23 protein-coding genes and 2 tRNA genes are annotated in these 19,893 nt (G+C 66.9%); 11 read left to right on the top strand and 14 right to left on the bottom strand.

Features of this window, described 5'->3' with window-relative positions; translation table 11 throughout:
- Positions 1 to 3: 3 nt before the first annotated feature.
- The 3 genes from AC1DJ5_RS11000 to AC1DJ5_RS11010 all read right to left on the bottom strand — a co-directional run bounded on the left by AC1DJ5_RS11000 (position 4) and on the right by AC1DJ5_RS11010 (position 1,564).
- Positions 4 to 864: an AAA family ATPase gene (locus tag AC1DJ5_RS11000; RefSeq protein ID WP_477020611.1), complete on the bottom strand. Its 861-nt coding sequence runs from the start codon at positions 862 to 864 to the stop codon at positions 4 to 6.
- 62 nt (positions 865 to 926) lie between these two features.
- Entirely contained in the window at positions 927 to 1,133 is a 207-nt protein-coding gene (locus AC1DJ5_RS11005) for a hypothetical protein (RefSeq protein WP_441455552.1), read from the bottom strand.
- On the bottom strand, positions 1,130 to 1,564 hold the full coding sequence (locus AC1DJ5_RS11010; RefSeq protein WP_441455554.1) for a hypothetical protein: 435 nt from the start codon (positions 1,562 to 1,564) through the stop codon (positions 1,130 to 1,132). Before AC1DJ5_RS11010 ends, AC1DJ5_RS11005 begins: the two co-directional genes overlap by 4 nt.
- Before the next feature lie 167 nt (positions 1,565 to 1,731).
- Between AC1DJ5_RS11010 and flbT the strand changes: the two genes are divergently transcribed.
- Entirely contained in the window at positions 1,732 to 2,157 is a 426-nt protein-coding gene (gene flbT, locus AC1DJ5_RS11015) for a flagellar biosynthesis repressor FlbT (protein ID WP_477020612.1), read from the top strand.
- Positions 2,117 to 2,479, top strand: coding sequence for a flagellar biosynthesis regulator FlaF (gene flaF / locus AC1DJ5_RS11020; protein WP_477020613.1), 363 nt, complete (start codon positions 2,117 to 2,119; stop codon positions 2,477 to 2,479). Before flbT ends, flaF begins: the two co-directional genes overlap by 41 nt.
- 296 nt (positions 2,480 to 2,775) lie before the next feature.
- Here flaF and AC1DJ5_RS11025 read toward each other — a convergent pair whose 3' ends face one another.
- From AC1DJ5_RS11025 to AC1DJ5_RS11055, 7 genes are all read right to left on the bottom strand, one after another.
- The gene (locus AC1DJ5_RS11025) at positions 2,776 to 3,552 is read right to left on the bottom strand and encodes an exopolysaccharide biosynthesis protein (RefSeq protein ID WP_441455557.1); all 777 of its coding nucleotides are present in this window, start codon (positions 3,550 to 3,552) and stop codon (positions 2,776 to 2,778) included.
- 80 nt (positions 3,553 to 3,632) lie between these two features.
- Positions 3,633 to 3,821 (bottom strand): DUF3008 family protein, encoded by a 189-nt coding sequence (locus AC1DJ5_RS11030; RefSeq protein WP_441455558.1) that lies wholly within the window; start codon positions 3,819 to 3,821, stop codon positions 3,633 to 3,635.
- A 51-nt stretch (positions 3,822 to 3,872) separates the two neighbouring features.
- The gene (locus AC1DJ5_RS11035; protein WP_477020614.1) at positions 3,873 to 5,039 is read right to left on the bottom strand and encodes an isovaleryl-CoA dehydrogenase; all 1,167 of its coding nucleotides are present in this window, start codon (positions 5,037 to 5,039) and stop codon (positions 3,873 to 3,875) included.
- Positions 5,040 to 5,081: 42 nt separating this feature from the next.
- Positions 5,082 to 5,933 (bottom strand): lysozyme, encoded by an 852-nt coding sequence (locus AC1DJ5_RS11040; protein ID WP_477020615.1) that lies wholly within the window; start codon positions 5,931 to 5,933, stop codon positions 5,082 to 5,084.
- A 28-nt stretch (positions 5,934 to 5,961) separates the two neighbouring features.
- Positions 5,962 to 7,377 (bottom strand): magnesium transporter, encoded by a 1,416-nt coding sequence (gene mgtE, locus AC1DJ5_RS11045; RefSeq protein ID WP_441455562.1) that lies wholly within the window; start codon positions 7,375 to 7,377, stop codon positions 5,962 to 5,964.
- Positions 7,378 to 7,437: 60 nt separating this feature from the next.
- Positions 7,438 to 7,522: transfer RNA gene (locus AC1DJ5_RS11050), tRNA-Leu, on the bottom strand.
- Positions 7,523 to 7,757: 235 nt separating this feature from the next.
- Positions 7,758 to 8,060, bottom strand: a complete 303-nt coding sequence (locus tag AC1DJ5_RS11055) for a FliM/FliN family flagellar motor switch protein (protein ID WP_477020616.1) — start codon at positions 8,058 to 8,060, stop codon at positions 7,758 to 7,760.
- An 11-nt stretch (positions 8,061 to 8,071) separates the two neighbouring features.
- Here AC1DJ5_RS11055 and lipB point away from each other — a divergent pair, with 11 nt between their 5' ends.
- The gene (lipB, locus tag AC1DJ5_RS11060; RefSeq protein WP_477020617.1) at positions 8,072 to 8,788 is read left to right on the top strand and encodes a lipoyl(octanoyl) transferase LipB; all 717 of its coding nucleotides are present in this window, start codon (positions 8,072 to 8,074) and stop codon (positions 8,786 to 8,788) included.
- Between the two features lie 8 nt (positions 8,789 to 8,796).
- Here the strand turns inward: lipB and AC1DJ5_RS11065 are convergent, their stop codons facing one another.
- Together AC1DJ5_RS11065 and AC1DJ5_RS11070 are read right to left on the bottom strand one after the other, a co-directional pair.
- Positions 8,797 to 9,180 carry a DUF805 domain-containing protein gene (locus AC1DJ5_RS11065; protein ID WP_477020618.1) on the bottom strand — a complete coding sequence of 128 codons (384 nt, stop codon included), beginning with the start codon at positions 9,178 to 9,180 and terminating at the stop codon, positions 8,797 to 8,799.
- The gene (locus AC1DJ5_RS11070) at positions 9,180 to 9,725 is read right to left on the bottom strand and encodes a DUF805 domain-containing protein (RefSeq protein WP_477020619.1); all 546 of its coding nucleotides are present in this window, start codon (positions 9,723 to 9,725) and stop codon (positions 9,180 to 9,182) included. The genes AC1DJ5_RS11065 and AC1DJ5_RS11070 overlap by 1 nt, the downstream gene beginning before the upstream one ends.
- Positions 9,726 to 9,920: 195 nt before the next feature.
- On the opposite strand from AC1DJ5_RS11070, the gene AC1DJ5_RS11075 reads away from it, so the two are divergent.
- The 4 genes from AC1DJ5_RS11075 (at position 9,921) to AC1DJ5_RS11090 (ending at position 13,448) form a co-directional block, all read left to right on the top strand.
- Positions 9,921 to 11,399 (top strand): hypothetical protein, encoded by a 1,479-nt coding sequence (locus AC1DJ5_RS11075; protein ID WP_441455570.1) that lies wholly within the window; start codon positions 9,921 to 9,923, stop codon positions 11,397 to 11,399.
- A 136-nt stretch (positions 11,400 to 11,535) separates the two neighbouring features.
- Positions 11,536 to 12,027, top strand: coding sequence for a peptide-methionine (R)-S-oxide reductase MsrB (gene msrB, locus AC1DJ5_RS11080; protein ID WP_441455572.1), 492 nt, complete (start codon positions 11,536 to 11,538; stop codon positions 12,025 to 12,027).
- 49 nt (positions 12,028 to 12,076) lie between these two features.
- Entirely contained in the window at positions 12,077 to 12,664 is a 588-nt protein-coding gene (locus AC1DJ5_RS11085; protein WP_477020620.1) for a hypothetical protein, read from the top strand.
- Positions 12,665 to 12,791: 127 nt separating this feature from the next.
- Positions 12,792 to 13,448, top strand: coding sequence for a DedA family protein (locus tag AC1DJ5_RS11090; protein WP_477020621.1), 657 nt, complete (start codon positions 12,792 to 12,794; stop codon positions 13,446 to 13,448).
- Between the two features lie 189 nt (positions 13,449 to 13,637).
- Here AC1DJ5_RS11090 and AC1DJ5_RS11095 read toward each other — a convergent pair whose 3' ends face one another.
- A complete protein-coding gene (locus AC1DJ5_RS11095) occupies positions 13,638 to 16,913 on the bottom strand; it encodes an amidohydrolase family protein (RefSeq protein WP_477020622.1) in 3,276 nt (1,091 codons plus the stop codon).
- Between the two features lie 186 nt (positions 16,914 to 17,099).
- Positions 17,100 to 17,174: transfer RNA gene (locus AC1DJ5_RS11100), tRNA-Thr, on the bottom strand.
- 63 nt (positions 17,175 to 17,237) lie between these two features.
- Between AC1DJ5_RS11100 and AC1DJ5_RS11105 the strand changes: the two genes are divergently transcribed.
- The 4 genes from AC1DJ5_RS11105 to AC1DJ5_RS11120 all read left to right on the top strand — a co-directional run bounded on the left by AC1DJ5_RS11105 (position 17,238) and on the right by AC1DJ5_RS11120 (position 19,790).
- The gene (locus AC1DJ5_RS11105; RefSeq protein ID WP_441455580.1) at positions 17,238 to 17,444 is read left to right on the top strand and encodes a hypothetical protein; all 207 of its coding nucleotides are present in this window, start codon (positions 17,238 to 17,240) and stop codon (positions 17,442 to 17,444) included.
- A 102-nt stretch (positions 17,445 to 17,546) separates the two neighbouring features.
- On the top strand, positions 17,547 to 18,836 hold the full coding sequence (murA, locus tag AC1DJ5_RS11110; protein ID WP_441455582.1) for a UDP-N-acetylglucosamine 1-carboxyvinyltransferase: 1,290 nt from the start codon (positions 17,547 to 17,549) through the stop codon (positions 18,834 to 18,836).
- Entirely contained in the window at positions 18,826 to 19,326 is a 501-nt protein-coding gene (locus AC1DJ5_RS11115; RefSeq protein WP_477020623.1) for a DUF2948 family protein, read from the top strand. Before murA ends, AC1DJ5_RS11115 begins: the two co-directional genes overlap by 11 nt.
- Positions 19,323 to 19,790 (top strand): UPF0262 family protein, encoded by a 468-nt coding sequence (locus AC1DJ5_RS11120; RefSeq protein ID WP_477020624.1) that lies wholly within the window; start codon positions 19,323 to 19,325, stop codon positions 19,788 to 19,790. The genes AC1DJ5_RS11115 and AC1DJ5_RS11120 overlap by 4 nt, the downstream gene beginning before the upstream one ends.
- Positions 19,791 to 19,893 lie beyond the last annotated feature (103 nt).

A 19,893-nucleotide genomic window follows, 5' to 3' on the forward strand; every position in this document is an offset into this window, starting at 1 on the left:
TCTTCAGGACCCGGGGCGGATGCCTTCGCGGCGGTTCAGGAAGGCGAGCCGCTCGAACAGATGCACGTCCTGTTCGTTCTTCAGCAGGGCGCCGTGCAGGGGCGGGATCAGCTTGCCGGGCGCCTTTTCACGCAGGGTGTCCGGGCTGACGTCGTCGACCAGGAGGAGCTTCAGCCAATCGAGCAATTCCGACGTCGAAGGTTTCTTCTTCAGCCCCGGCGTATCGCGGATTTCGTAGAAGGTCTTCAGCGCCTCGGCGACCAGCCGCGGCTTGATGCCGGGGAAGTGGACCTCGACGATGTCCTGCATGGTCTCGGCGTCGGGGAAGCGGATGTAGTGGAAGAAGCAACGGCGCAGGAAGGCGTCCGGCAGTTCCTTCTCGTTGTTCGAGGTGATGACGACCACGGGGCGAACCTCGGCGCGGATCGTCTCGTCCGTTTCCTGGACATAGAATTCCATGCGGTCGAGTTCCTGCAGCAGGTCGTTTGGAAACTCGATATCGGCCTTGTCGATCTCGTCGATCAGAAGGACGGGGCGAACGGGGGCGGTGAAGGCCTCCCACAGCTTGCCCTTCTTCAGATAGTTGCGGACGTCATGCACCCGCTCGTCGCCCAGTTGGCTGTCGCGCAGGCGGCTGACGGCGTCGTATTCATAAAGGCCGCTATGGGCCTTGGTCGTGGACTTGACGTGCCAGGTGATGAGCGGGGCGTTCAGCGCGCGGGCCAGCTCATAGGCCAGCACCGTCTTGCCCGTGCCGGGTTCGCCCTTGATCAGCAGCGGGCGCTCCAGCGCCACGGCGGCGTTCACCGCGACCTTCAGATCCTCGGTGGCGATATAGTCGGACGTGCCTTCGAACCGGCTCATGCGAACCCTGCTCCAATCGGGGGGAAGGGAGCAGGTAGCTTATCAGGACACGCCTGAACAGGTCAGGTGATGCGCTTGGCCGACACCGGGTCGCTGGCCGGGAAGGTCTCCTCGACGGCTTCGTCGATCAGGGCCTCCTGACGGCTTTCGGCCCCCTTCGTCTTGTCTTTCAACTGGTCCGGCTTGCCCACTTCCCGTTCCGCGTGTTTGGACGGCGGGGTGTTGGGGTCGGCGTCTTCATGGGCCTTGGTAGGATGACGCTCTGTCATGGCTTCTCCTCGCTGTCGGGGCCGTAGCCCAAGTCCTCGATGTCGTCGTCCGAGAGGCGTTTGGCCTCCCAGTGGGCCGCGCTGGCCTGAGCTCCGCGCTGGTTGCGCATCAGTCCGGCGTAAACCAACTCCACCTCGTCGGGGGCGGAGCCGATCTCCCCGTCGGCGTCGACTTCGCTGATCCGTGTTGAATCGACCCCGAGCAGGGCGTCGGCCTCGGCCTCGACGCCGTCCATGGCCAGTTCGCTGTCCAGGGCCTGATCGTTCTCGTCAAAAGGCTCCTCGTCGGCGTCGCCTTCCGCCTGGGTCACGTCCAGAACGTCGTCGGCCTCATCGAGCGAGACATCGCCCTCGCCTTCGTCGTCGAGGTGGGTCTCGTCGTATATTTCCGCCTGATCCTGGGCTTCAAAATCCGTGTCTGGATGGGCCACCGCCGCGTCTCCTTGTTCGCAAGGAGTAACGGCGCAGGTCGGCGGGCGTTCCGTGCGTCATCTCCGCGCAATGGCCGTAATCCACCGGTGAAGGGATGGTTAACCACGTCCGTTTAGGGTCCGTCAGTCGCTGACCGTCCAGGTTGGACGCGCTACGGAGAGACCCTTTGCCGCTGAAATTATCGCTCAAACCCGGCGAGAAATTCGTTCTGAACGGCGCGGTCGTTCAGAACGGCGATCGACGTGGCGTGCTGGTCCTGCAGAACAAGGCCAGCGTTCTTCGCGAGAAGGACATCATGCAGCCCGAGGACGTGAACACACCCGCACGGCGCATCTATTTCCCGGTCATGATGATGTATCTGGACGAGGCGTCGGCGCCGAATTTCTATGACGAGTTCGCCTTGCGCCTGACCGAGTTCATGGGGGCGATCCGCAACCCGGCTATCCTGACCGAGTGCGTTTCCTGTTCCAAGCATGTCCTGGCGCGGCAATACTACAAGGCCCTGATGGGCGCCCGTAAGATCGTCGAATACGAAGAACAAAGGCTGGGTAATGTCGCTCCAGGCGTACAAGACGGCGGCGACGCGGGCTGAATCTCCGCGCGAAATGGAATACCGGCTGTTCGGCCAGGTGACGCGCGCGCTGATGCACGCCGCCACCGTCGACAAGTCGGACATCGCGACCCGGATCGACGCCCTGGACTGGAACCGGAGGCTCTGGTCGACCCTGTCCACCTCGTGCAGCGATCCGTCGAACGCCATGGCTCCGTCCATGCGGGCCCAGTTCATCTCCCTGGACCTGTTCATCGGTCGCCACAGTTCGGCGGTGATGCGCGGCGAGGGCGATTTCGAGACCCTGATCGATATCAACCGCATGATCATGCAGGGGTTGGCGGGACCCGCTCAGCCGTCCTGATCACGATGGCGGGAGCGGCCTTTACGTCGCCCCGCGACCGGTCCTAGCCTGACCTTCCTGTTCAGCAGCTGAAAGGAGGTGGCCAGTGTCTCATTGTCATCAATCGCGAGCGACAGCCGCGATCCGGGCCTCTCGGGAGGCCCGGGCCTGATCCTTCGGGAAGGCAGCGGTTCGGCCGTTCACGGTCAGACAATGAAGCGCCGCTGGGGAGACCCGGCGGCGCTTTTTGTTGGCGCTACCGCCCTCCGGGTTGTTCGAGCGCATTGGCAGAGGCCGCGACCATCCTTCGCGCAGCGTCAGAGCAGGGCGCTGAACCAGTGGGCTATGCCGTGGATGACGGCCACGACGGTCGCCCAGACCAGGGTCAGATAGACGCCGCAGATCGCCGTGCCGATCAATCCGGCGATGATGAAGACCCCGTCCCTCTGGATGATGCCGAGGCCGAATATCGCCAGGGTCAGGCCGGGCAGGGCGTCGCCGAACGGCACCGGCAGCGCCATCATCAGCGCCAGAAGGATGCAGATGCCGCCGACGACCACATCGGCCGCCTCGCCCGTCAGCATCGGCCAGCGGGGCCGTGTCAGGCGTTCGGCGCGGCGCAGCAACTCTATGGTGGTTGCGCTATCGGGGCGTTTTCTGACGGCTTGCCGAACCCACCGCGGAAATCTGTAACGTCTGGCCGTTCGGCCGAAGCCTATCGAGAACTCTCCCAAAAGCGCCAAGCGGCGGAACCAGCGGGGCGCCGCGAAGTGAGCGGCCAGCAATCTGCGGTAGGAAGCGCGGGCGACAGACGCGTTCAGCAGCCAGCGCGGCAGCCACACCTCGTCGCGATGCAACGCCATTTCGGCGGCGATCAGGACGATGGGGACAGCGAAAACAGCCTTGCCCCCCGGCGGCCAGGGAAACAGCGCCATCAGCGACAGCATCAGGATGATCGCGCCGAAGCCGCGCTCGCCGAAGGCCTCGACCATTTCCCTCAGGCTCAACTTCGGGGCGTCGCCATAGCCCAGCCGCTCCAGGACGTCGGAAAACGTCCGGCTTTCGTCCGGCGGCGGCTGGGTGACGAGCGTCATTGGGCGGGACTCAAGAGCGAAGGCCCGCCAAGGTAGGGGCGGCGCCACGGCCGCGCCATCCCCCACGCCTCGTGTGCGGCTTAATGTTTCGTCACGTGTCCGGGTTTGCCCTTGCGCTTCGTGTGGGCCAACTCTTCAAGTTGCTGCTCGCTCATCGACTCCAGCATCGCTTTTGACGCGCCTTTGAGCTCTGACTTCGGCGTCTCGCCTCGCTTGGCCGACAGGGCGGCGCCGGCGGCCCTCTGTTGGGCAACGGACTTGGCGGGCATGGCGATCTCCTTTCGACTGAAAGGCAACCGTCCGCCCGCCGCCCGGTTCCGTCAGCCCAGCAACTCGCGGCCGATCAGGAAGCGGCGGATTTCGTTGGTGCCGGCGCCGATGTCGTAAAGCTTGGCGTCGCGGACCAGGCGTTCGACCGGCCATTCCCTGGTATAGCCGGCGCCGCCCAGGGCCTGGACGGCCTCCAGCGACACCTTCACCGCATTTTCCGAGGCCAACAGGATGGCGCCCGCCGCGTCATAGCGGGTGGTCTTGCCCTGGTCGCAGGCGCGGGCGACGGCATAGACATAGGCACGGGCGCTGTTCAGGGCGACGTACATGTCGGCGACCTTGGCCTGCATCAGCTGGAAGGAGCCGATGGGTTTGCCGAACTGCTTGCGCTCGCGGACGTAGGGCAGGACCACGTCCAGGGCCGCCTGCATGATGCCCAGCGGACCGCCGGACAGGACGGCGCGCTCATAGTCCAGGCCGCTCATCAGCACGCCGGCGCCGCCGCCGATCGGGCCCATGACGTTCTCTTCCGGGATCTCGCAGTCCTCGAACACCAGCTCGGCGGTATCCGAGCCGCGCATGCCCATCTTGTCCAGCTTCTTGGAGACCGAGAAGCCCTTCATGCCGCGCTCGACGATGAAGGCGGTGCAGCCCTTGGAGCCGGCCTCGGGGTCGGACTTGGCGTAAACCACCAGCGTGTCGGCCGAAGGCGCGTTGGTGATCCAGAACTTGGTGCCGTTCAGGACGTAGCGGTCGCCCTTCTTGTCGGCGCGGGTGCGCATCGACATGACGTCCGAGCCCGATCCGGCCTCTGACATGGCCAGCGAGCCGACGTGCTCGCCGCTGATCAGCTTGGGCAGGTATTTCTGCTTCTGCTCGGGCGTGCCCCAGCGGCGGATCTGATTGACGCAGAGGTTGGAGTGGGCGCCGTAGCTCAGGCCGATCGAGGCCGAGGCCCTCGACACTTCTTCCATCGCCACGACGTGTTCCAGGTAGCCCAGGCCCAGGCCGCCGAACTCTTCCTCGACGGTGATGCCGTGCAGGCCCAGTTCGCCCATCTCGGGCCACAGCTCGCGCTTGAACTCGTTCTTCTCGTCGATTTCGGCGGCGAGCGGGGCCAGTCGGTCGGCGGCCCAGCGGGCGGTGACGTCACGAATGGCGTCAGCGTTCTCGCCGAGGCCGAATTCCATGGATTGGGGCGCGAAGGGAATGCTCATGCCCGAAGGCGTAGCATCGCGCACGCGCTTCGCAAAGCGGCCTCAGACGACGCTCTTATTGTTCCGGTTGCGGGTCAGGGTCCAACCCGCCGCGCCGATGAAGATGAGGCCGAGCAGCATTAGCGCGCCGCCGATCAGCATGGACCTGTCGACCGTCTGGGACGCCGTCAGGTTTCCGCGGAAGGCGGCGATTCCCGTCGCGAAGGCCAGCAGGCCGATGCCGCCGATGAAGGCGACGGCGCCGGTTTCACCGGCGTGGGCCGCAGGGGCGGGCCGACGTTCGTGACGCAGGACCTGAACGGTGGCGGGCGCGCTGTCGTCGGCGTCGGCCGTGGCGCCGGGACCCTGAACGGGGGCGGTCAGCAGCAGGTCGAGCGGGGCGGGGCGGTCGGGCGCCGTGTCGAACAGGGCGCGCTCGGCCGAGCGGCGGCGATAAAGGGCGTCGACAGGCGGGGGCGTGCGGTCGGGCCAGCCGCTGAGGGCCTCGGCCGCCTTGGCCGTCGCGCCGTCGTTCAGCCGTTCCAGCACGTCCGAGCCCTCGAACCGCTTGAGGCCGATGGAGAGGATGAAGCTGGTCAGGGCGTCGAACTGATGCTGGTTCAGCGAAATCGCCACGCGGGTGTTGATCGCCTCGACGATCGGCATCAGGTCGTATTGCAGCAGAAGCTCGGCTTCGGCCTCAGTGATCGTCGCGCCGGTGCGCGCCGAACGGGTGTGGCCGTAGCCGATAGTCAGCGCGCCGTCGCGACGACGCACGGCCCGGGGGCGGAAGCCCTCGAAACTCTTGATCAGAAGCAGTCCCTCGCGGGACACCTTCATGCGCTGGGAGGGGGCTGCGGACACGGACTGACCCATTTCGAAACGGGCGCGCTCGCCCGCAAGGCGAAGCAGCAAGCCGTGTTCCGAAAACCCGGGTCCCGGATCAGAGCAGGACGATGGTCGCCAGGCCGAGGAAGATCAGGAAGCCGAAGAAGTCCGTCGTCGCTGTCACGAAAACAGCCGAGGAGACGGCCGGGTCGAATTCGAGCTTGGACAGGGTCAGAGGCGTCAGCACGCCGACAGTGGCTGCGACCAGCAGGTTCAGCACCATGGCGGTGGCGATCACTGCCCCGATGCGCCAGTCATGGAACCAGAAGCCCGCCGCCAGACCGATCAGGGGCGACAGCACCAGACCATTGGCCAAGCCTACCGTCATTTCGCGCCAGAAGGTGCGCGCGGCGTTGGACGAATTCAGTTCGCGCGTCGCCAGGGCGCGGACCGTGACGGTCAGGGACTGCGTGCCCGCATTGCCGCCGATGGCCGAGACGATGGGCATCAGCACGGCCAGGGCGACGATCTGCTGGATCGTGCCCTCGAAGAAGGCGATGACCCCGGCGCCGAGGACGGCGGTGAACAGATTGATGCCCAGCCACGGCACGCGGCCGCGCACGATCTCGAGCACGCCCGAGGACCGGTCTTCGTCCGAGACGCCGGCCAGGCGCAGGATGTCCTCGCGGTTCTCTTCCTGAATGATGTGAACGATGTCATCGACCGTCAGCTGGCCGACCAGGCGCCCCGAGGCGTCCACCACGGGGGTGGAGATCAGGTTATATTTCTCGAAGATGTAGGCGACTTCTTCCTGGTCGACGTCGACGGCGATCTCGTTGACCGGCTCCATCAGCTCGGTCAGGAGCGTGGTGCGCGGCGCGCGCAGCAGGCGGCTGATGGGGACGCCGCCGATCGGGTGATTCTGCGGGTCGACGACATAGATGTCGAAGAAGAGTTCGGGCAGGTCCTCGCCCTGGCGGCGGACGTGGTCGATGGTGTCGCCGACGTTCCAGAACTGCGGCGCGGCCATGACCTCGCGCTGCATCAGGCGGCCGGCGGAATCCTCGGCATAGCCCAGCGAGCTTTCGATCGCGGCGCGATCGCCCTCGGGCATGGCGGCGAGCACCTTCTCGCGCTGATCGTCCTCCAGGTCCTCGACCACGGCGGCGGCGTCGTCGGAGTCCAGCTCCTGCAGCGCCTCGGCCAGGGTCAGGTGAGGCACCCGCTCCAGTACTTCCTCGCGGATGCCGTCGTCCAGCTCGGGCAAGGTGTCCGCCAGAAGCTCGGGCGGCAGCCACTGAACCACGACGGCGCGATGCTCGGACGTCAGGAAGCCCATCAGGTCGGCGACGTCGGCGGGGTGCAGGTCTTCCAGCAGGCCGCGCAGACGCAGGCCGTCGCCGTCGTCTGCGGCGTCCACGACCTTTTCGACGAAGGACGCCGTCAGGGCATAGTCCTCGCCGAGGGCGACGTGATCTTCGGTTTCGATTTCGGGAGCAGGGGCCGGGGAGGCGGAATCCGTGTTGGTCACGTGTCTGCCTCCCCGAAAATGTCAGCCTGGTATAGCCGAGTGTCGCCCTGTCAGATCAGATGGTGCGGTCGAGAAGACTCGAACTTCCACGGGTTGCCCCACAGCGACCTCAACGCTGCGCGTCTACCAATTCCGCCACGACCGCTCGCATCGGAGGGCGGGCAATAGCGGAGAGAGAACGGAAAGAAAAGAGCGTTTTGCGGAAATAGGCGAAGTCTCGGCTTTTCCTGCCCATTTGCCGCTGAGCCGCGGGGAATCAAGCCGCGTCGGGTCGAGAAGGCGGAGCCTTCTGACCGCGGCTCGACAAAGATGTTCGGGTCGAAACCCGCAGGGCGGCGTCGGGTCGAGAAGGGCGGAGCCTTCTGACTGCCGCCCCAAAATTATGCCGCGCCGGCCATGAAGTCATAGACGTCGGCGGTGCGGGTCACGGTGATGGCGATGCGGTCGTCGCGAATTTCGATCTCGCCGCGGGCCACCGGGTGATTGTTGGCCAGGATCCAGACTTCGTCCCTTTCGGACGCGTCGAGCGGGATCACAGCGCCCCGGCCCATGCGCAGCAACTGTTGCATCGGCAGGACCGAACGGCCCAGCACGATCGAAATCTCGACATCGACGGCTTCGATCTGGCTCAAAATGGTACTCGCAATCAACGGACGACCTTGCGTCGGCGCGTCAGCAGACACATTGAAGCGTCATGCTTGCCGACCCGTTAAGCCTGACCGAACGATCTCTGATCCGCGCCGACGGCCATGCCGTCGAATGGGCGGTCTCGACCGGCTATGTCGATTACGAGCCCGCCGTCGCCGCCATGGAGGCGCGCGTCGCCGCCATCGCGGCGGGCCAGGCCGAGGAGATGGTCTGGCTGCTGGAGCATCCGCCCCTCTATACGGCGGGCGTCTCGGCCAAGGACGAGGACCTGCTGGCTCCGGACCGTTTCCCGGTCCACCGGACGGGGCGAGGGGGGCAGTTCACCTATCACGGGCCGGGCCAACGCGTGGCCTATGTGATGCTGGACCTCAACAAGCGCGGCAAGGACGTGCGCGCCTTCGTCCATGGGCTGGAGGACTGGATCATCGGCGCCCTGGATCAGTTCGGCGTCGAGGCGGGGATGCGCGAGGGTCGCGTCGGCGTCTGGGTCGAACGCAAGGGCGCGGGCTGGAGCCGCGAGGACAAGATCGCCGCCATCGGCGTCAAGGTCCGCAAATGGGTCAGCTTCCACGGCATCAGCCTGAACGTGGAGCCGGACCTCGACCATTTCGGCGGCATCGTGCCCTGCGGCATCACCGACCACGGCGTCACCAGCCTGGTCGATCTGGGCGTTCTGGCGACGATGGACGAGGCGGACGGGGCGTTGAAGGCCTCGTTCCAGCGCGTCTTTGGTCCGGTTCAGGCAGGCGAAGCGCCGCTCTGAACTATGCGTCAGGCCCTGGGCGGCGGGCCGTAGCGATTGAACGCCCTTTGACCCGGCAGCAGAGCCAGATCGACCGCCACGAGAACCAGGATGGCGGCGGCGAGCCAGTCCAGCGGCGCTTGCGGGCGAGGCCAGGCCATGGCGACGGCCAGGAGGATCGGTCCGCTCCACCAGCCCGAACGGCCGCGATCATGCAGCCGTTGCGACAGGATGCAGGCCCCGCCGTAGAGCAGCAGGGCCGCGACGGCCCAGCCGATCATGTCCCGCAGCGCCGGCGGCGTCAGAAGATCGAATCCCGCCCACAGCGCCAGCAGGACGGCGGCGCCCGCGATGAAGGCGGTTCGTCCAACGCGGCCGGAGGACGTCAGGAACAGATCGGTCAGCAGCGTCATCAGGGTTCAGTCTGGGGCAGGGCGAGGGCCGGGTCGCGGCGCTTGGGCGACGGTCCGAAACGGTTCGGCCCGGGCGTGCCGTCCTGGAAACCGAGGACGATCAGCAGGTAGAGGCTTCCGATCGTGGCCGCCACTCCCATCAGCAGGAAAAAGCCGGCGATCCACAGCCCGCGGTCAGCCAGTCGGCCGGCGGCGGTGAACGCGCCGTCGGGGGCGATACTGAGAATGTAGCTGGCGATCGTCAGGCCCATGACCAGCCGGGCGCTCTTGTCGCGGTCATGCGCGCGCTTGGCCGCCAGGGCCAGGGCGGGCCAGAGGAAGGGCAGGGCGGCGGCGGCGCTGACCATGATGCCGACGGGGTCGGTCATGCGGCGCGCTATGGCGTCGAGGCCGCCGAAGAACAGCGAGCGGTCGCCGCCGAGCACAAGCAGGGCGAGGGTTTCGCTGAACATCATGCCGGCCAACCCCATCAGGACCGTGAGCGCCCACCAGTCCATGCGACGCAGGCGGCCCTCGAAGCCGAACAGCTTGTCTTTCAATGTCATGTCGTCCCCCGACGTCCCCTCGACGCCGGAGAAAGCCAGCGTTGGCAAGGAGGATAGCGTGGCGTTCAGGGCGGCGTAAACGATGCGTCAGACGGCAAGCGGTGCGGTCAATTCGTCACGGGGCTGGAACGGGGACCTTTCTTGGGTTTAAACACGGCGAAACCGCGTTTCGACGGCCCTCTGGGAGTTTCTTTCATGCAACGTCTGCTCACCGCCTCGGCGGCTGTGCTCGCTCTGGCCCTGACGGCTGGCAGCGCCTCGGCCCAGAACTTCAGCGATCTCGCGCGGAAGGACCTTCAGGCCACGCACGACGCCCTGAAAGCCAACCATCCGGCGGCCGTCGTGCCGGGCGCCGCCAGCCAAGTCTTCCGCGGCTGGCTCGACGCCGGGCTTCAGGACGCCCTGTCCAAGGCGGCGCAGGTCAACAGCGGAGACAGCCACGCCTATCTGCTGCGCTACTACGCCAACGGCTTCCGCGACGCCAACATCGCCGCCCGCCCGACCTTTGAAGGCGCCGGGCCCTTCTTCGCCACCGGATGGCCCGGCGTCGCCACCGCCTGGCGCAATGGCGAGTATATCGTTTCCTACGTTCAGCCAGGCGTGCGCGGCGCGCCGCCGGTGGGCGCCGTGGTCAAGAGCTGCAACGTCCAGCCGATCGCCGATTTCGCCAAGGCCAAGCTGGACGGTTTTGAAGGTGATCTGACTACCGAAGCCGGCCGGGTTCGCACCGCCCCCTACCTGCTGTGGAACCGCAACAACCCGATGGTCGGCGGCGTGCCGTCTGTGTGCGAGTTCCAGGTCGGCCGCCGCGCCCGCGAATACACGCTCAGCCCGCAACCGGCGACGCCCGCGAACCTGGAAGCCGCCTATCGCGCCTCGGTCTTCACGCCGGGTGCGACCAAGCTGTCGATCGAACAGATCGACGGTCGTCCGTGGCTGCACGTCAACTCCCTTGCCGACGACGCCGGCTGGGACGCCTTCTTCGCCCAGGTCGAAGGCCAGGTCGCCGCCCTGCGCGGTTCGCAGGGCCTGGTGATCGATCTGCGCGGCGCCGACGGCGCCTCGATCAACGCCACCTCGCGCGGCTATGGCCTGGCCAACCGCCTGTGGACGCCCGAGTTCACCGTCAGCCGCCAGCCGGCAGCCGGTCAGATCACCTATCGCGCTACTCCGGCCAACCGCCAATGGTTCGCCGACACCCTGAACCGCATGCAGGCCGATCCGCGCTTCGTGCAGGAATCGGGCGCCGTGATCGAACAGACCCAGGCCATCGTCGCCGCCTTCGATTCGGCCCTGGCCGCCGGTCAGCAGACCTTCGTCATGCCGGGCCGTCCGTCGGTCGCCGATACCGGCGCCGCCAACCCGATGCAGGGGCCGGTCGTGGTTCTGGTCGACGGCGGCTGCTCGGGCGGTTGCCTGGACACGCTGGACTTGCTGACCCGCCTGCCGAACGTGCGTCTGGTCGGGTCGGCCACCGCCGTCGACTCGATCTTCATCGAGCCGACCGTGCAGCGCCTGCCGTCGAACTATGCTGATCTCAGCTATGGTCACAAGGCCTGGACGACGCGTCAGCGCGGCAACAATCAGCCCTACACCCCGGCGCAGGGCCTGGCCTTCGCCGGCAACCCGACCGATGAAGCCGCCGTGCGCGCCTGGGTCGGCACGCTCTTTTAGGGGGCCTGCCGCCCTTCGGGCTGCTTGAGGCCGTTTGAGCGGGCCTAGCGCCCCTTCGGGCTACTTGAGGCCCGTTTGGGCCGATGAATGGGGCCGGACGGTGGAAACGCCGTCCGGCCCTTACTATTTGTGGGACATGACCCAGACCGAATCCCCCGCGCCGCTACGCTCGCCTTCGGGCTATGATCTGACGCCGCCCAGCGAGAGCCAGCGCGTGGCGCTGGAAGCCGATCTGTCGCAGGAGGAAAAACGCGTCCTGCTGGCCCACGGCACCGAGGCGCCCTTCTGCGGCACCTTGCTGGGTGAGAAGCGCGCCGGGGTCTTCTGCTGCCGGGAATGCGGCCTGCCGCTGTTCCGCACGGGGACCAAGTTCGAGAGCGGCACGGGCTGGCCCAGTTTCAGCCAGCCGGTGGACGAGGCTCACGTCCGCGCCGTGCGCGACAGCAGCTATGGCATGGTCCGCGTCGAGACCCGCTGCGCCCGCTGCGACAGCCATCAGGGCCATGTCTTCCCCGACGGGCCGCCGCCGTCCGGCCTGCGTTACTGTATCAATTCCGTGGCTCTCAGCTTCGTGCCCGAGGGCCAGCCTCTGCCCGATCCGCTGGGGCGCGGCGACGGCTCCGCCTGACCTTGGCCGCATTTGGCGCTAGGGTGGTCGGAAACGGGAGTATGGGCGCATGATGATCGAACTGGTCGCCGCCGCGACGCTGATGACGGGATTCGACCCGGACGGCGTCGTCACGACCGCTCCGCGCGGCACCCAATCGGTGCCGACCGCCACGGCGGCCATGCTGGCTGAAACCACGGCGGACGCGTCGCCCAGCACGACGGTGCAGAGCGCCGCCCCGCATGGACTCAGCACCGACGAACAGATCGCCCGCTGGATCGGCGACCGCACATCGGACGCGTCGATCGCGCCCGCCGATCCCTGGGCCGAGGCCGAGCCCCGCAAGATGCACGGCGAGTTCAGCGTCGGCATGGGCACCGGCGGCTATCGCGACTATTCGGCGGCGGTGTCGCTGCCGCTGGGCGAGAACGGCGCGCTGAACCTGAGCGTCCGTCAGACCAAAAACAGCCCCTGGGGCTACGGTTACGGCTCGCTCCGGGACTATCCCTACGGCGGCTACGGTCGTCCGTTCGGCGTCATGGAGCCACCGGGCTATGAGGGAACTTATTTCCGTGCTCGCCCCTATCCGCCGCTGCGCGCCGGCGCGGTTCAGGAAACGACCAGCACCATCGGCATTTCCCTGCAGACCGGCCGTTAAAGGCCCCAAACCGGTTGGTCGAACTGAGGCGTTCGCGCCACGGCCGGCGTGTTTCGCTCGGGGCGTCCCATCGCCGCATTCCCTTCGGGCGGCGATCTCCCATATGCGTGGGAGATAGAGGACCAGTATGGATAGTTTGCTTAGTTCGGCCGCCGATTTCATCGCCAGACACCACGTCTGGGCCGGGGTCGTTCTAGGGGCTGTCACCTTCCTTGAATCCCTGGTGGTGATCGGCGCCTTCGTGCCGGCGACCGGTCTGCTGGTGGCGGCGGGGGGACTGGTGGCGGCGGGCGTTCTGGATCCCATGACCGTCGTCGTCGGCTGCGTCATCGGCGCCGTGATGGGCGACGCCATCTCCTACTGGATTGGTCGGCGGCTGGGGACGGGCGTGCTGCGCCAGCCCATGCTGCTGCCGCACCGGCGCAAGATCGCCTGGACGCGGCTGTATTGCCGTCGTTACGGCGTAGCCTCCATCTTCATCGGACGCTTCTTCGGGCCTCTGCGGGCCTTCGTGCCGGTCATGGTCGGCGTGCTGCGGATGCGCCGCCGCGTCTTCCAGTTCGCCAATGTGACATCGGCCTTCGTCTGGGTTCTGGCCATGCTGGCGCCCGGCTATCTGGCCGCCAGGGGGCTGGCGCGGCTGGAGTTCCTCAGCGAGGCCCACGGCCCCACCCTGATGCTGATCGCCTTTGGAGCTTTCGTCGTCGTCGCCGTCGTCGCCATGCGCTGGCTGAAGGGCAGGGCAGCCAAGCGGTCTGCCTTGCTGGCCGCGACGGTCAAGTAGCTTCCCAACCAACCGCCATCCCGGCCGTAGCGCAGCGGAGAGCCGGGACCGCTCAAGACGCCGCGTTTCCTGGTCGCGTTTCTTGCGGTCCCGGATAGCGGCTCCGCCACTTCCGGGATGACGTTTCAGAGCATGAAAAAAGGGCCCGTCCTTTCGGTCGGGCCCTCTTCGTATCTGGTCTGACGACCGTCAGTCCTGGCCGTGTCCGTGGCTGTGCGCCTCGGTCGAGGCGGCCCCGGCGCTCCAGGCCTGACCATCGGCGCCCTGATGCCAGAAGGGCTGACGCGGGGCCTGACCGACCTCGTTCATGTGGTTGTCGAAGATCCGACCGTTGATCATCGTGTAACCGATCTTCACCGTGTTCCGCAGGTTCTCCAGCGGGTTGGCCTCCAGCACCACCAGGTCGGCCAGCTTGCCGGTTTCCAGCGAGCCGATGTCCTTGTCCATGCCCAGCGCCGTGGCGCCGTTCAGGGTGCCGACGCGCAGGGCCTGGAGCGGCGTCATGCCGCCCTGCTCCATCATCCAAAGCTCCCAGTGGGCGCCGAGACCTTCGCGCTGGCCGTGGGCGCCGAGTTGCACCGACACGCCCTCGTCTGACAGGCGCTTGGCCTCGCGGGCGATGGAGATGTGGTTCAACTCGTCCTGCGGCACCTGGACCGGGCGACGGGCGCGGCTGTCCAGGATGCGGCGGGGGACGTACTGGGTCAGGATCGGGTCGTTCCACACGTCCGTCGCCTGATACCAGTAGTTCTCGCCCCAGTTGCCGCCATAGGCCACGATCAGGGTGGGGGTGTAGGCCACCTTGGTCTGCCGCCACAGCTGGTGCACGTCGGCGTACAGATGGGCCAGCGGGATCGAGTGCTCGACCGTGGTGTGGCCGTCCACCACCATGCTCATGTTGTGCTGATACAGCGAGCCGCCCTCGGGCACGACCATCATGCCCAGTTCGCGGGCGGCGGCCAGGATCTGCTGACGCTGGTCGCGGCGCGGCTGATTGTAGCTCTTGACGCTCCAGGCCCCGATGGCCTGCATCCGGCGCAGGTTGGACAGGGCGTCGTCCAGGTCGTTGACCTGAGCCGTAAACGGCGTCGCCGCCCCGTAGAGGATGGTCCCCGTCGAGAAGATGCGCGGCCCGACCACGCGGCCGGCCTTGGCTAGTTCGCTGTGGGCGAAGATCTCGCTCGAATCATTGGACGGGTCGTGGATGGTGGTCACGCCAAACGCGAGCGCGGCGTAGTCGACCCAGGACTGTTGGGGGATGATCTCGTCCGAGCCCATCGAGCCGTGCCAGTGGGCGTCCACCAGGCCGGGGATGATGGTCTTGCCGGCCGTGTCCATGACGCGGGCGTCGCTCGGCACGGTGACCGAGCCGCGCGGGCCGATGGCTTCGATGCGGTTGCCGTTGATGACGACCACGCCGTCCTCGATGACCTCGTCGCCCTTCATGGTGATGAGGCGGGCGCCGGTCAGGACCACGCGGCCTGAGGGCTTGGCGTAGTCGGCGCTGAAGCCGATCTTGACGCCGTGCTCGGCGGGCTTGGGCAGTTCGGCCGGCGCGCCCTCGGCGAAGGCGAAGCTCTCGCTCAGCGGACGCGAGAACAGCTCCGGTCCCATCGACCATTGCAGGCGGTTGGAATCGCCTGACCAGTGCAACCATTCGCCGGCGTCGCGCGTGACGCGGGTCTGGGGCAGGGCCTTGGTGTCGGCGCCGACCGTGATCGCGCGGCCGGTGGCGACGAAGGGCGTCACATAGGCGTTGAACCGCTCGGTCCAGGCCACCCAGTGCTCGTCAGGCGACACCGAGAACTCGGCGGCCCATTCGCTGCTCAGGTGGGTGCGGGCGTCCTCGCCCGACAGGTTGACCGATTTCAGCACGCGCTTGTCGCCGTCGCGCGCCGTCAGGAAGATGCGGTCGTTGCGGGCCCCGAACTGCGGGTTCGAGCCTTTGTCCGTGATCAGGGTCGGCTGGCCGCCGCGCACCGAGGTGCGATAGACGCCCGGCTCTCGGCTCCACAGGGCCGTGCGTAGGAAGCCGTCGCTGGAGGTGCGATAGACCACGGTCTGGCCGTCCGGCGAGAACTGCGGCTCCAGATAGTGACCGGGATGGGCGCTGATGACGCGGCCTTCGCCGCCGCCGGCGGGAATCACCCGCAGCGTGCCCAGGTCCTTGTCGTTCCAGGTCGTGTAGACGATGGAGCGGCCGTCGCGCGACCAGGACGGATACAGCTCGAAATGGTCGCTCTGGCGCGTCAGGCGGCGCGGGGCGCCGGCGACGCCGTTGCGCAGATCGCGGACCCACAGATTGCCCAGGGCCTCGAACACCACCTTGGAGCCGTCGGGCGAGGTCTGGGCCCAGCGGACCATCTTCACGTCGAACTTGTCAGGCGCGACCTCGACGGGGAAACGCACGGCCTCCTGCACGCGGCGGGTGTCGGCGACGTGGAAGGGGATTTCGCTGACGGCCTTGGACGCCACGTCGATGCGGTGGATCTTGCCGCCTGACCAGAAGACCAGACCCTTGTTGTCCGGGGTCCAGCTCATCGTCGGATAGACGCCGTGGATGGCCCAGGTTTCCTGCAGGTCGCGGTCCAGACCGTCGTAGATCGGGGTCTCGCGGCCCGATTCGAGGTCCATGACGTAGAGGACGGATTTGTACCGGTCGCGCCGGATGAAGGCGAGCGACTTGCCGTCGGGCGAGGGGGTGGGGCGAATCGAGCCACCCGGCCCGGTGACGAAGGGCGTGACCTCGCCCGTCTCGCGATCCAGGCGCCGGATCACGTAGATCTGGCTGTTCGGATCCTTGGAGTATTCGAACTGGCCGCCCGGCGTGGAATCGTCGCTGAAATAGAGATAGCGGCCGTCGGGCGAGAAGGCGGGCTCGCCCGTGTCCTTCTGCTGGGTGCGGCGCTCGGTCAGCTGCACGCCGCCGCCGCCCGCGCGGTGGTACATCCACATCTCGCCCGCGCCCAGCGAGCGCGACGAGGTGAAATGCTTGCGGCCGACGATGAACTGACCGTCCGGCGACCAGTCGGGCTGGGTCAGCAGGCGGAAGGTCTCGTTCGACACCTGTTTGGCGTTCGACCCGTCGCGATCCATGACCCACAGATTGTCGCCGCCGCCCCGATCCGAGGTGAAGGCGATGGAGCGGCCGTCCGGCGAATATTTGGGCTGCATGTCCCAGGCCACGCCCGAGGCGATGGCGCGGGCCTCGCCGCCGCCGATCGGCATGACATAGATGTCGCCCAGCAGGTCGAAGACGATCTCGCGGCCGTCAGGGCTGACGTCCAGCGACATCCAGGTGCCTTCGGTGACGTCGATGGTCGCGTCGTGCGACGCGCCCGGCGGGTTCTGGACATCCCATTTCGGCTTGGCGGGCGTGGCGGCGGTCGCCGTCGAATCGCCGGCCGGAGCCGTTTGGGCGAACGCCGGGAAGGCCACGGCCAGGGCCGCGACGGTGGTCAACAAACTGCGCTTCATGGAAGGCCCCCAAGACCCCTACTGATGAGGTCGGAAGGTCTAGCGGGCGCGGGGAGGTTTTGACCAGCCGTCAGGTGTCGAACGGGCGCAATTCGACCGCGTCAGGACATAGCATCTGATTGTCGGGGAGATTGGACCGGACCCTTGCAAATCATTGATCTGCAAGGGTCCGGATGGTGCCGCCGGGGGGAATCGAACCCACGACCTCAGCCTTACCAAGGATGCGCTCTACCACTGAGCTACGGCGGCCCTCACTGAGGAAGCGGCCGTATAGCCAAGACCCTCGGGGCGGCACAAGTGCAAAATGCATGCTTGATCAAAAACTTTGCACGCGGTCTGCTGTGCAACATGGATACCCCGCCCAAAGACGCCGTTCCCGCCGCCCCGGTCGTGGAGCCCTCACGCGAGCAGAAGGCCAAGGCTGAGCGGGCCGTGCGTCTGGCCGCCGCTCTGCGCACCAACCTGAAGCGCCGCAAGGCGCCGACCGCCCCGCCGCGCCCTGCTACCGAGCGCAACTGAAAGTCATCGCCCTGCGTCGCATCCGGCTCTTTCGCGAGGGTAGGGCGGCTTGCTAGATAGCCGGTTCGCCGGGGCGCAGTGTTTCCGGCCGCGAAAGATTCCATGGACAGCATCGTCATCCACGGCGGCAACCGCCTGAACGGCCAGATCGAGGTCAGCGGCGCCAAGAATTCGGCCATCAAGCTGATGGCGGCGTCGATCCTGACGGATCAGCCCCTGCTGCTGACCAATATGCCGCGTCTGGCCGACACCAAGTTCCTGGGCCAACTGCTGCAACAGTTCGGCGTCGAGGTGACGGAGCGCAATGGCGCCGACGGCCAGGAGACCCTGTTCCATGCGCCGGAATTGACCTCGACCTTCGCTCCCTATGATCTGGTTCGCCAGATGCGGGCCTCGTTCAACGTCCTGGGGCCGCTGCTGGCGCGCACCGGCCACGCCAAGGTGTCGCTGCCGGGCGGCTGCACCATCGGGGCGCGGCCTGTCGATCTGCACCTTCAGGCGCTGACGGCGCTGGGCGCGGAGATCGAACTGGAAGAGGGCTATGTCTCGGCCACGGCGCCCAGGGGGCTGCAAGGGGCCGAGATCGAGTTTCCCTTCGTCTCGGTCGGCGCCACCGAACACGCCCTGCTGGCCGCCGTCCTGGCCAACGGCACGACCGTGCTGAAACGCGCCGCCCGTGAGCCCGAGATCGGCGATCTGGCCCGCTGCCTGATCGCCATGGGCGCCAAGATCGAGGGCCTGGACACCGACGTCCTGACCATCACCGGCGTTTCGTCGCTGAGCGGCGCGACCTGGTCGGTGATTCCCGATCGGATCGAGATGGGCAGCTATGCTCTGGCCGCCGCCATGGCCGGCGGCGAGGTGCGCCTGACCAAGGGGCGGGCCGACCTGATCACCGCTCTGACCGACAAGATGATCGAGGCCGGGGTCGAGGTCGAACCGACCGTCGACGGCGTCATCGTCCGCCGCGATCCGACGCAGCGGCTGAAGGCCGTCAACATCACGACTGAAATCTATCCGGGCTTCGCCACCGATCTGCAGGCCCAGTTCATGGCCCTGATGACGACCGCCGAGGGCGAGAGCATCATCCACGAGAACATCTTCGAGAACCGCTTCATGCACGCGCCCGAACTGGCGCGTCTGGGTGCCGACATCTCGGTCCACGCCGGCGAGGCGCACGTGCGCGGCGTCGAGAAGCTGACCGGCGCGCCGGTCATGGCCACCGATCTGCGCGCCTCGATCAGCCTGGTCATGGCCGGTCTGGTCGCCGAGGGCGAAACCACGGTCGGGCGGGTGTATCATCTGGATCGCGGCTTCGAGCGGATGGAAGAAAAGCTGGGAGCCTGCGGCGCCGATGTCCGGCGCGTGAAAGGCGAGGCGGATGAGCACTGAGGCCAAGGCGACCTCTGAAACCGACGCGGCGGCCGAGGAGGCCCTGGCGCCGATGGAGCCCTTGCGCCTGCTGGCCGAGGACGCCGTCGATCTGCAGATCATCTCGGCCGCGCTTCAGGACGCCATCATGCGTCCCGTCGACATCAGCTGGGAAAAGGAAGCCCGCCGACTGACCATCGTCCTGTCTCGCTTCTGCTGGGAATGCGGCGGCGCCCGCGTCATGTCCGCCATGCAGTTCGGCGACGTCGAGGCGGTCAAGAGCCGCCGTCTGCCGCGCGCGCCCGAATCGGCGCTGGAGCTCCTGGCGCTCGATTTCGAGCCGACCGAAGCGCCGGGCGGCCGGGTCATCCTGATGTTCGCCGGCGGCGGCGACCTGCGGATCGACGTGGAATGCCTGGACGCCGTGCTGACCGACCTGTCGGACCGCTGGCCTGCGCGCGTGGCGCCGACCCATCTGGACGACGCGCCTTCTGACGAGAGCCAGTCGTGAGCGGGCCGCACAAACTTTCGGTCATCGAAGTGGACGCCGCGACCCTGCCGGCCGCCACTGCCGAGATCGAGCATCAGCGCCGCGTCGCCATCTTCGACCTGGTCGAGGCCAACAGTTTCGCGCCTGAGGGCGCCGAAGGCGGCCCCTATACGCTGCGTCTCTCGTCGCAGGACAATCGCCTGGCCTTCGATATCGCCGGGCCCGATTTTTCCCGCACTCACGTCCTGTCGCTGTCGCCGATGAAGACGGTGATCCGCGACTACGCCCTGATCTGCGAAAGCTATTACGAAGCCCTGCGCGGCTCGTCGCCCAGCCAGATCGAGTCGGTCGATATGGGCCGTCGTGGCCTGCACAACGAGGGCGCCGAACTGCTCAAGGGACGCCTCGAAGGCAAGGTCGAGATCGACAAGGAAACGGCCCGTCGCCTGTTCACGCTGGTGTGCGCCCTCTATCGACGCGGCTGAACTCGACTATTTCAGCATTTTGGTGCATTAGGCGCCTCCTTCGACGGCTCGCGTTCACGCCCAACGCGAGCCTTATGCCGTTTCATCGGGCGAGAGAGACCGC

It is taken from the genome of Brevundimonas sp. 01N35 (genome assembly GCF_056399785.1).

Excerpts from the sequence above, each read along its gene's own strand:
- AC1DJ5_RS11000 (WP_477020611.1), bottom strand. The coding sequence starts at position 864 with ATGAGCCGGTTCGAAGGCACGTCCGACTATATCGCCACCGAGGATCTG.
- AC1DJ5_RS11005 (WP_441455552.1), bottom strand. The coding sequence starts at position 1,133 with ATGACAGAGCGTCATCCTACCAAGGCCCATGAAGACGCCGACCCCAAC.
- flaF (WP_477020613.1), top strand. The coding sequence starts at position 2,117 with ATGTCGCTCCAGGCGTACAAGACGGCGGCGACGCGGGCTGAATCTCCG.
- AC1DJ5_RS11025 (WP_441455557.1), bottom strand. The coding sequence starts at position 3,552 with ATGACGCTCGTCACCCAGCCGCCGCCGGACGAAAGCCGGACGTTTTCC.
- AC1DJ5_RS11030 (WP_441455558.1), bottom strand. The coding sequence starts at position 3,821 with ATGCCCGCCAAGTCCGTTGCCCAACAGAGGGCCGCCGGCGCCGCCCTG.
- AC1DJ5_RS11035 (WP_477020614.1), bottom strand. The coding sequence starts at position 5,039 with ATGAGCATTCCCTTCGCGCCCCAATCCATGGAATTCGGCCTCGGCGAG.
- lipB (WP_477020617.1), top strand. The coding sequence starts at position 8,072 with ATGCTTGCCGACCCGTTAAGCCTGACCGAACGATCTCTGATCCGCGCC.
- AC1DJ5_RS11065 (WP_477020618.1), bottom strand. The coding sequence starts at position 9,180 with ATGACGCTGCTGACCGATCTGTTCCTGACGTCCTCCGGCCGCGTTGGA.
- AC1DJ5_RS11070 (WP_477020619.1), bottom strand. The coding sequence starts at position 9,725 with ATGACATTGAAAGACAAGCTGTTCGGCTTCGAGGGCCGCCTGCGTCGC.
- AC1DJ5_RS11075 (WP_441455570.1), top strand. The coding sequence starts at position 9,921 with ATGCAACGTCTGCTCACCGCCTCGGCGGCTGTGCTCGCTCTGGCCCTG.
- msrB (WP_441455572.1), top strand. The coding sequence starts at position 11,536 with ATGACCCAGACCGAATCCCCCGCGCCGCTACGCTCGCCTTCGGGCTAT.
- AC1DJ5_RS11085 (WP_477020620.1), top strand. The coding sequence starts at position 12,077 with ATGATGATCGAACTGGTCGCCGCCGCGACGCTGATGACGGGATTCGAC.
- AC1DJ5_RS11090 (WP_477020621.1), top strand. The coding sequence starts at position 12,792 with ATGGATAGTTTGCTTAGTTCGGCCGCCGATTTCATCGCCAGACACCAC.
- murA (WP_441455582.1), top strand. The coding sequence starts at position 17,547 with ATGGACAGCATCGTCATCCACGGCGGCAACCGCCTGAACGGCCAGATC.
- AC1DJ5_RS11115 (WP_477020623.1), top strand. The coding sequence starts at position 18,826 with ATGAGCACTGAGGCCAAGGCGACCTCTGAAACCGACGCGGCGGCCGAG.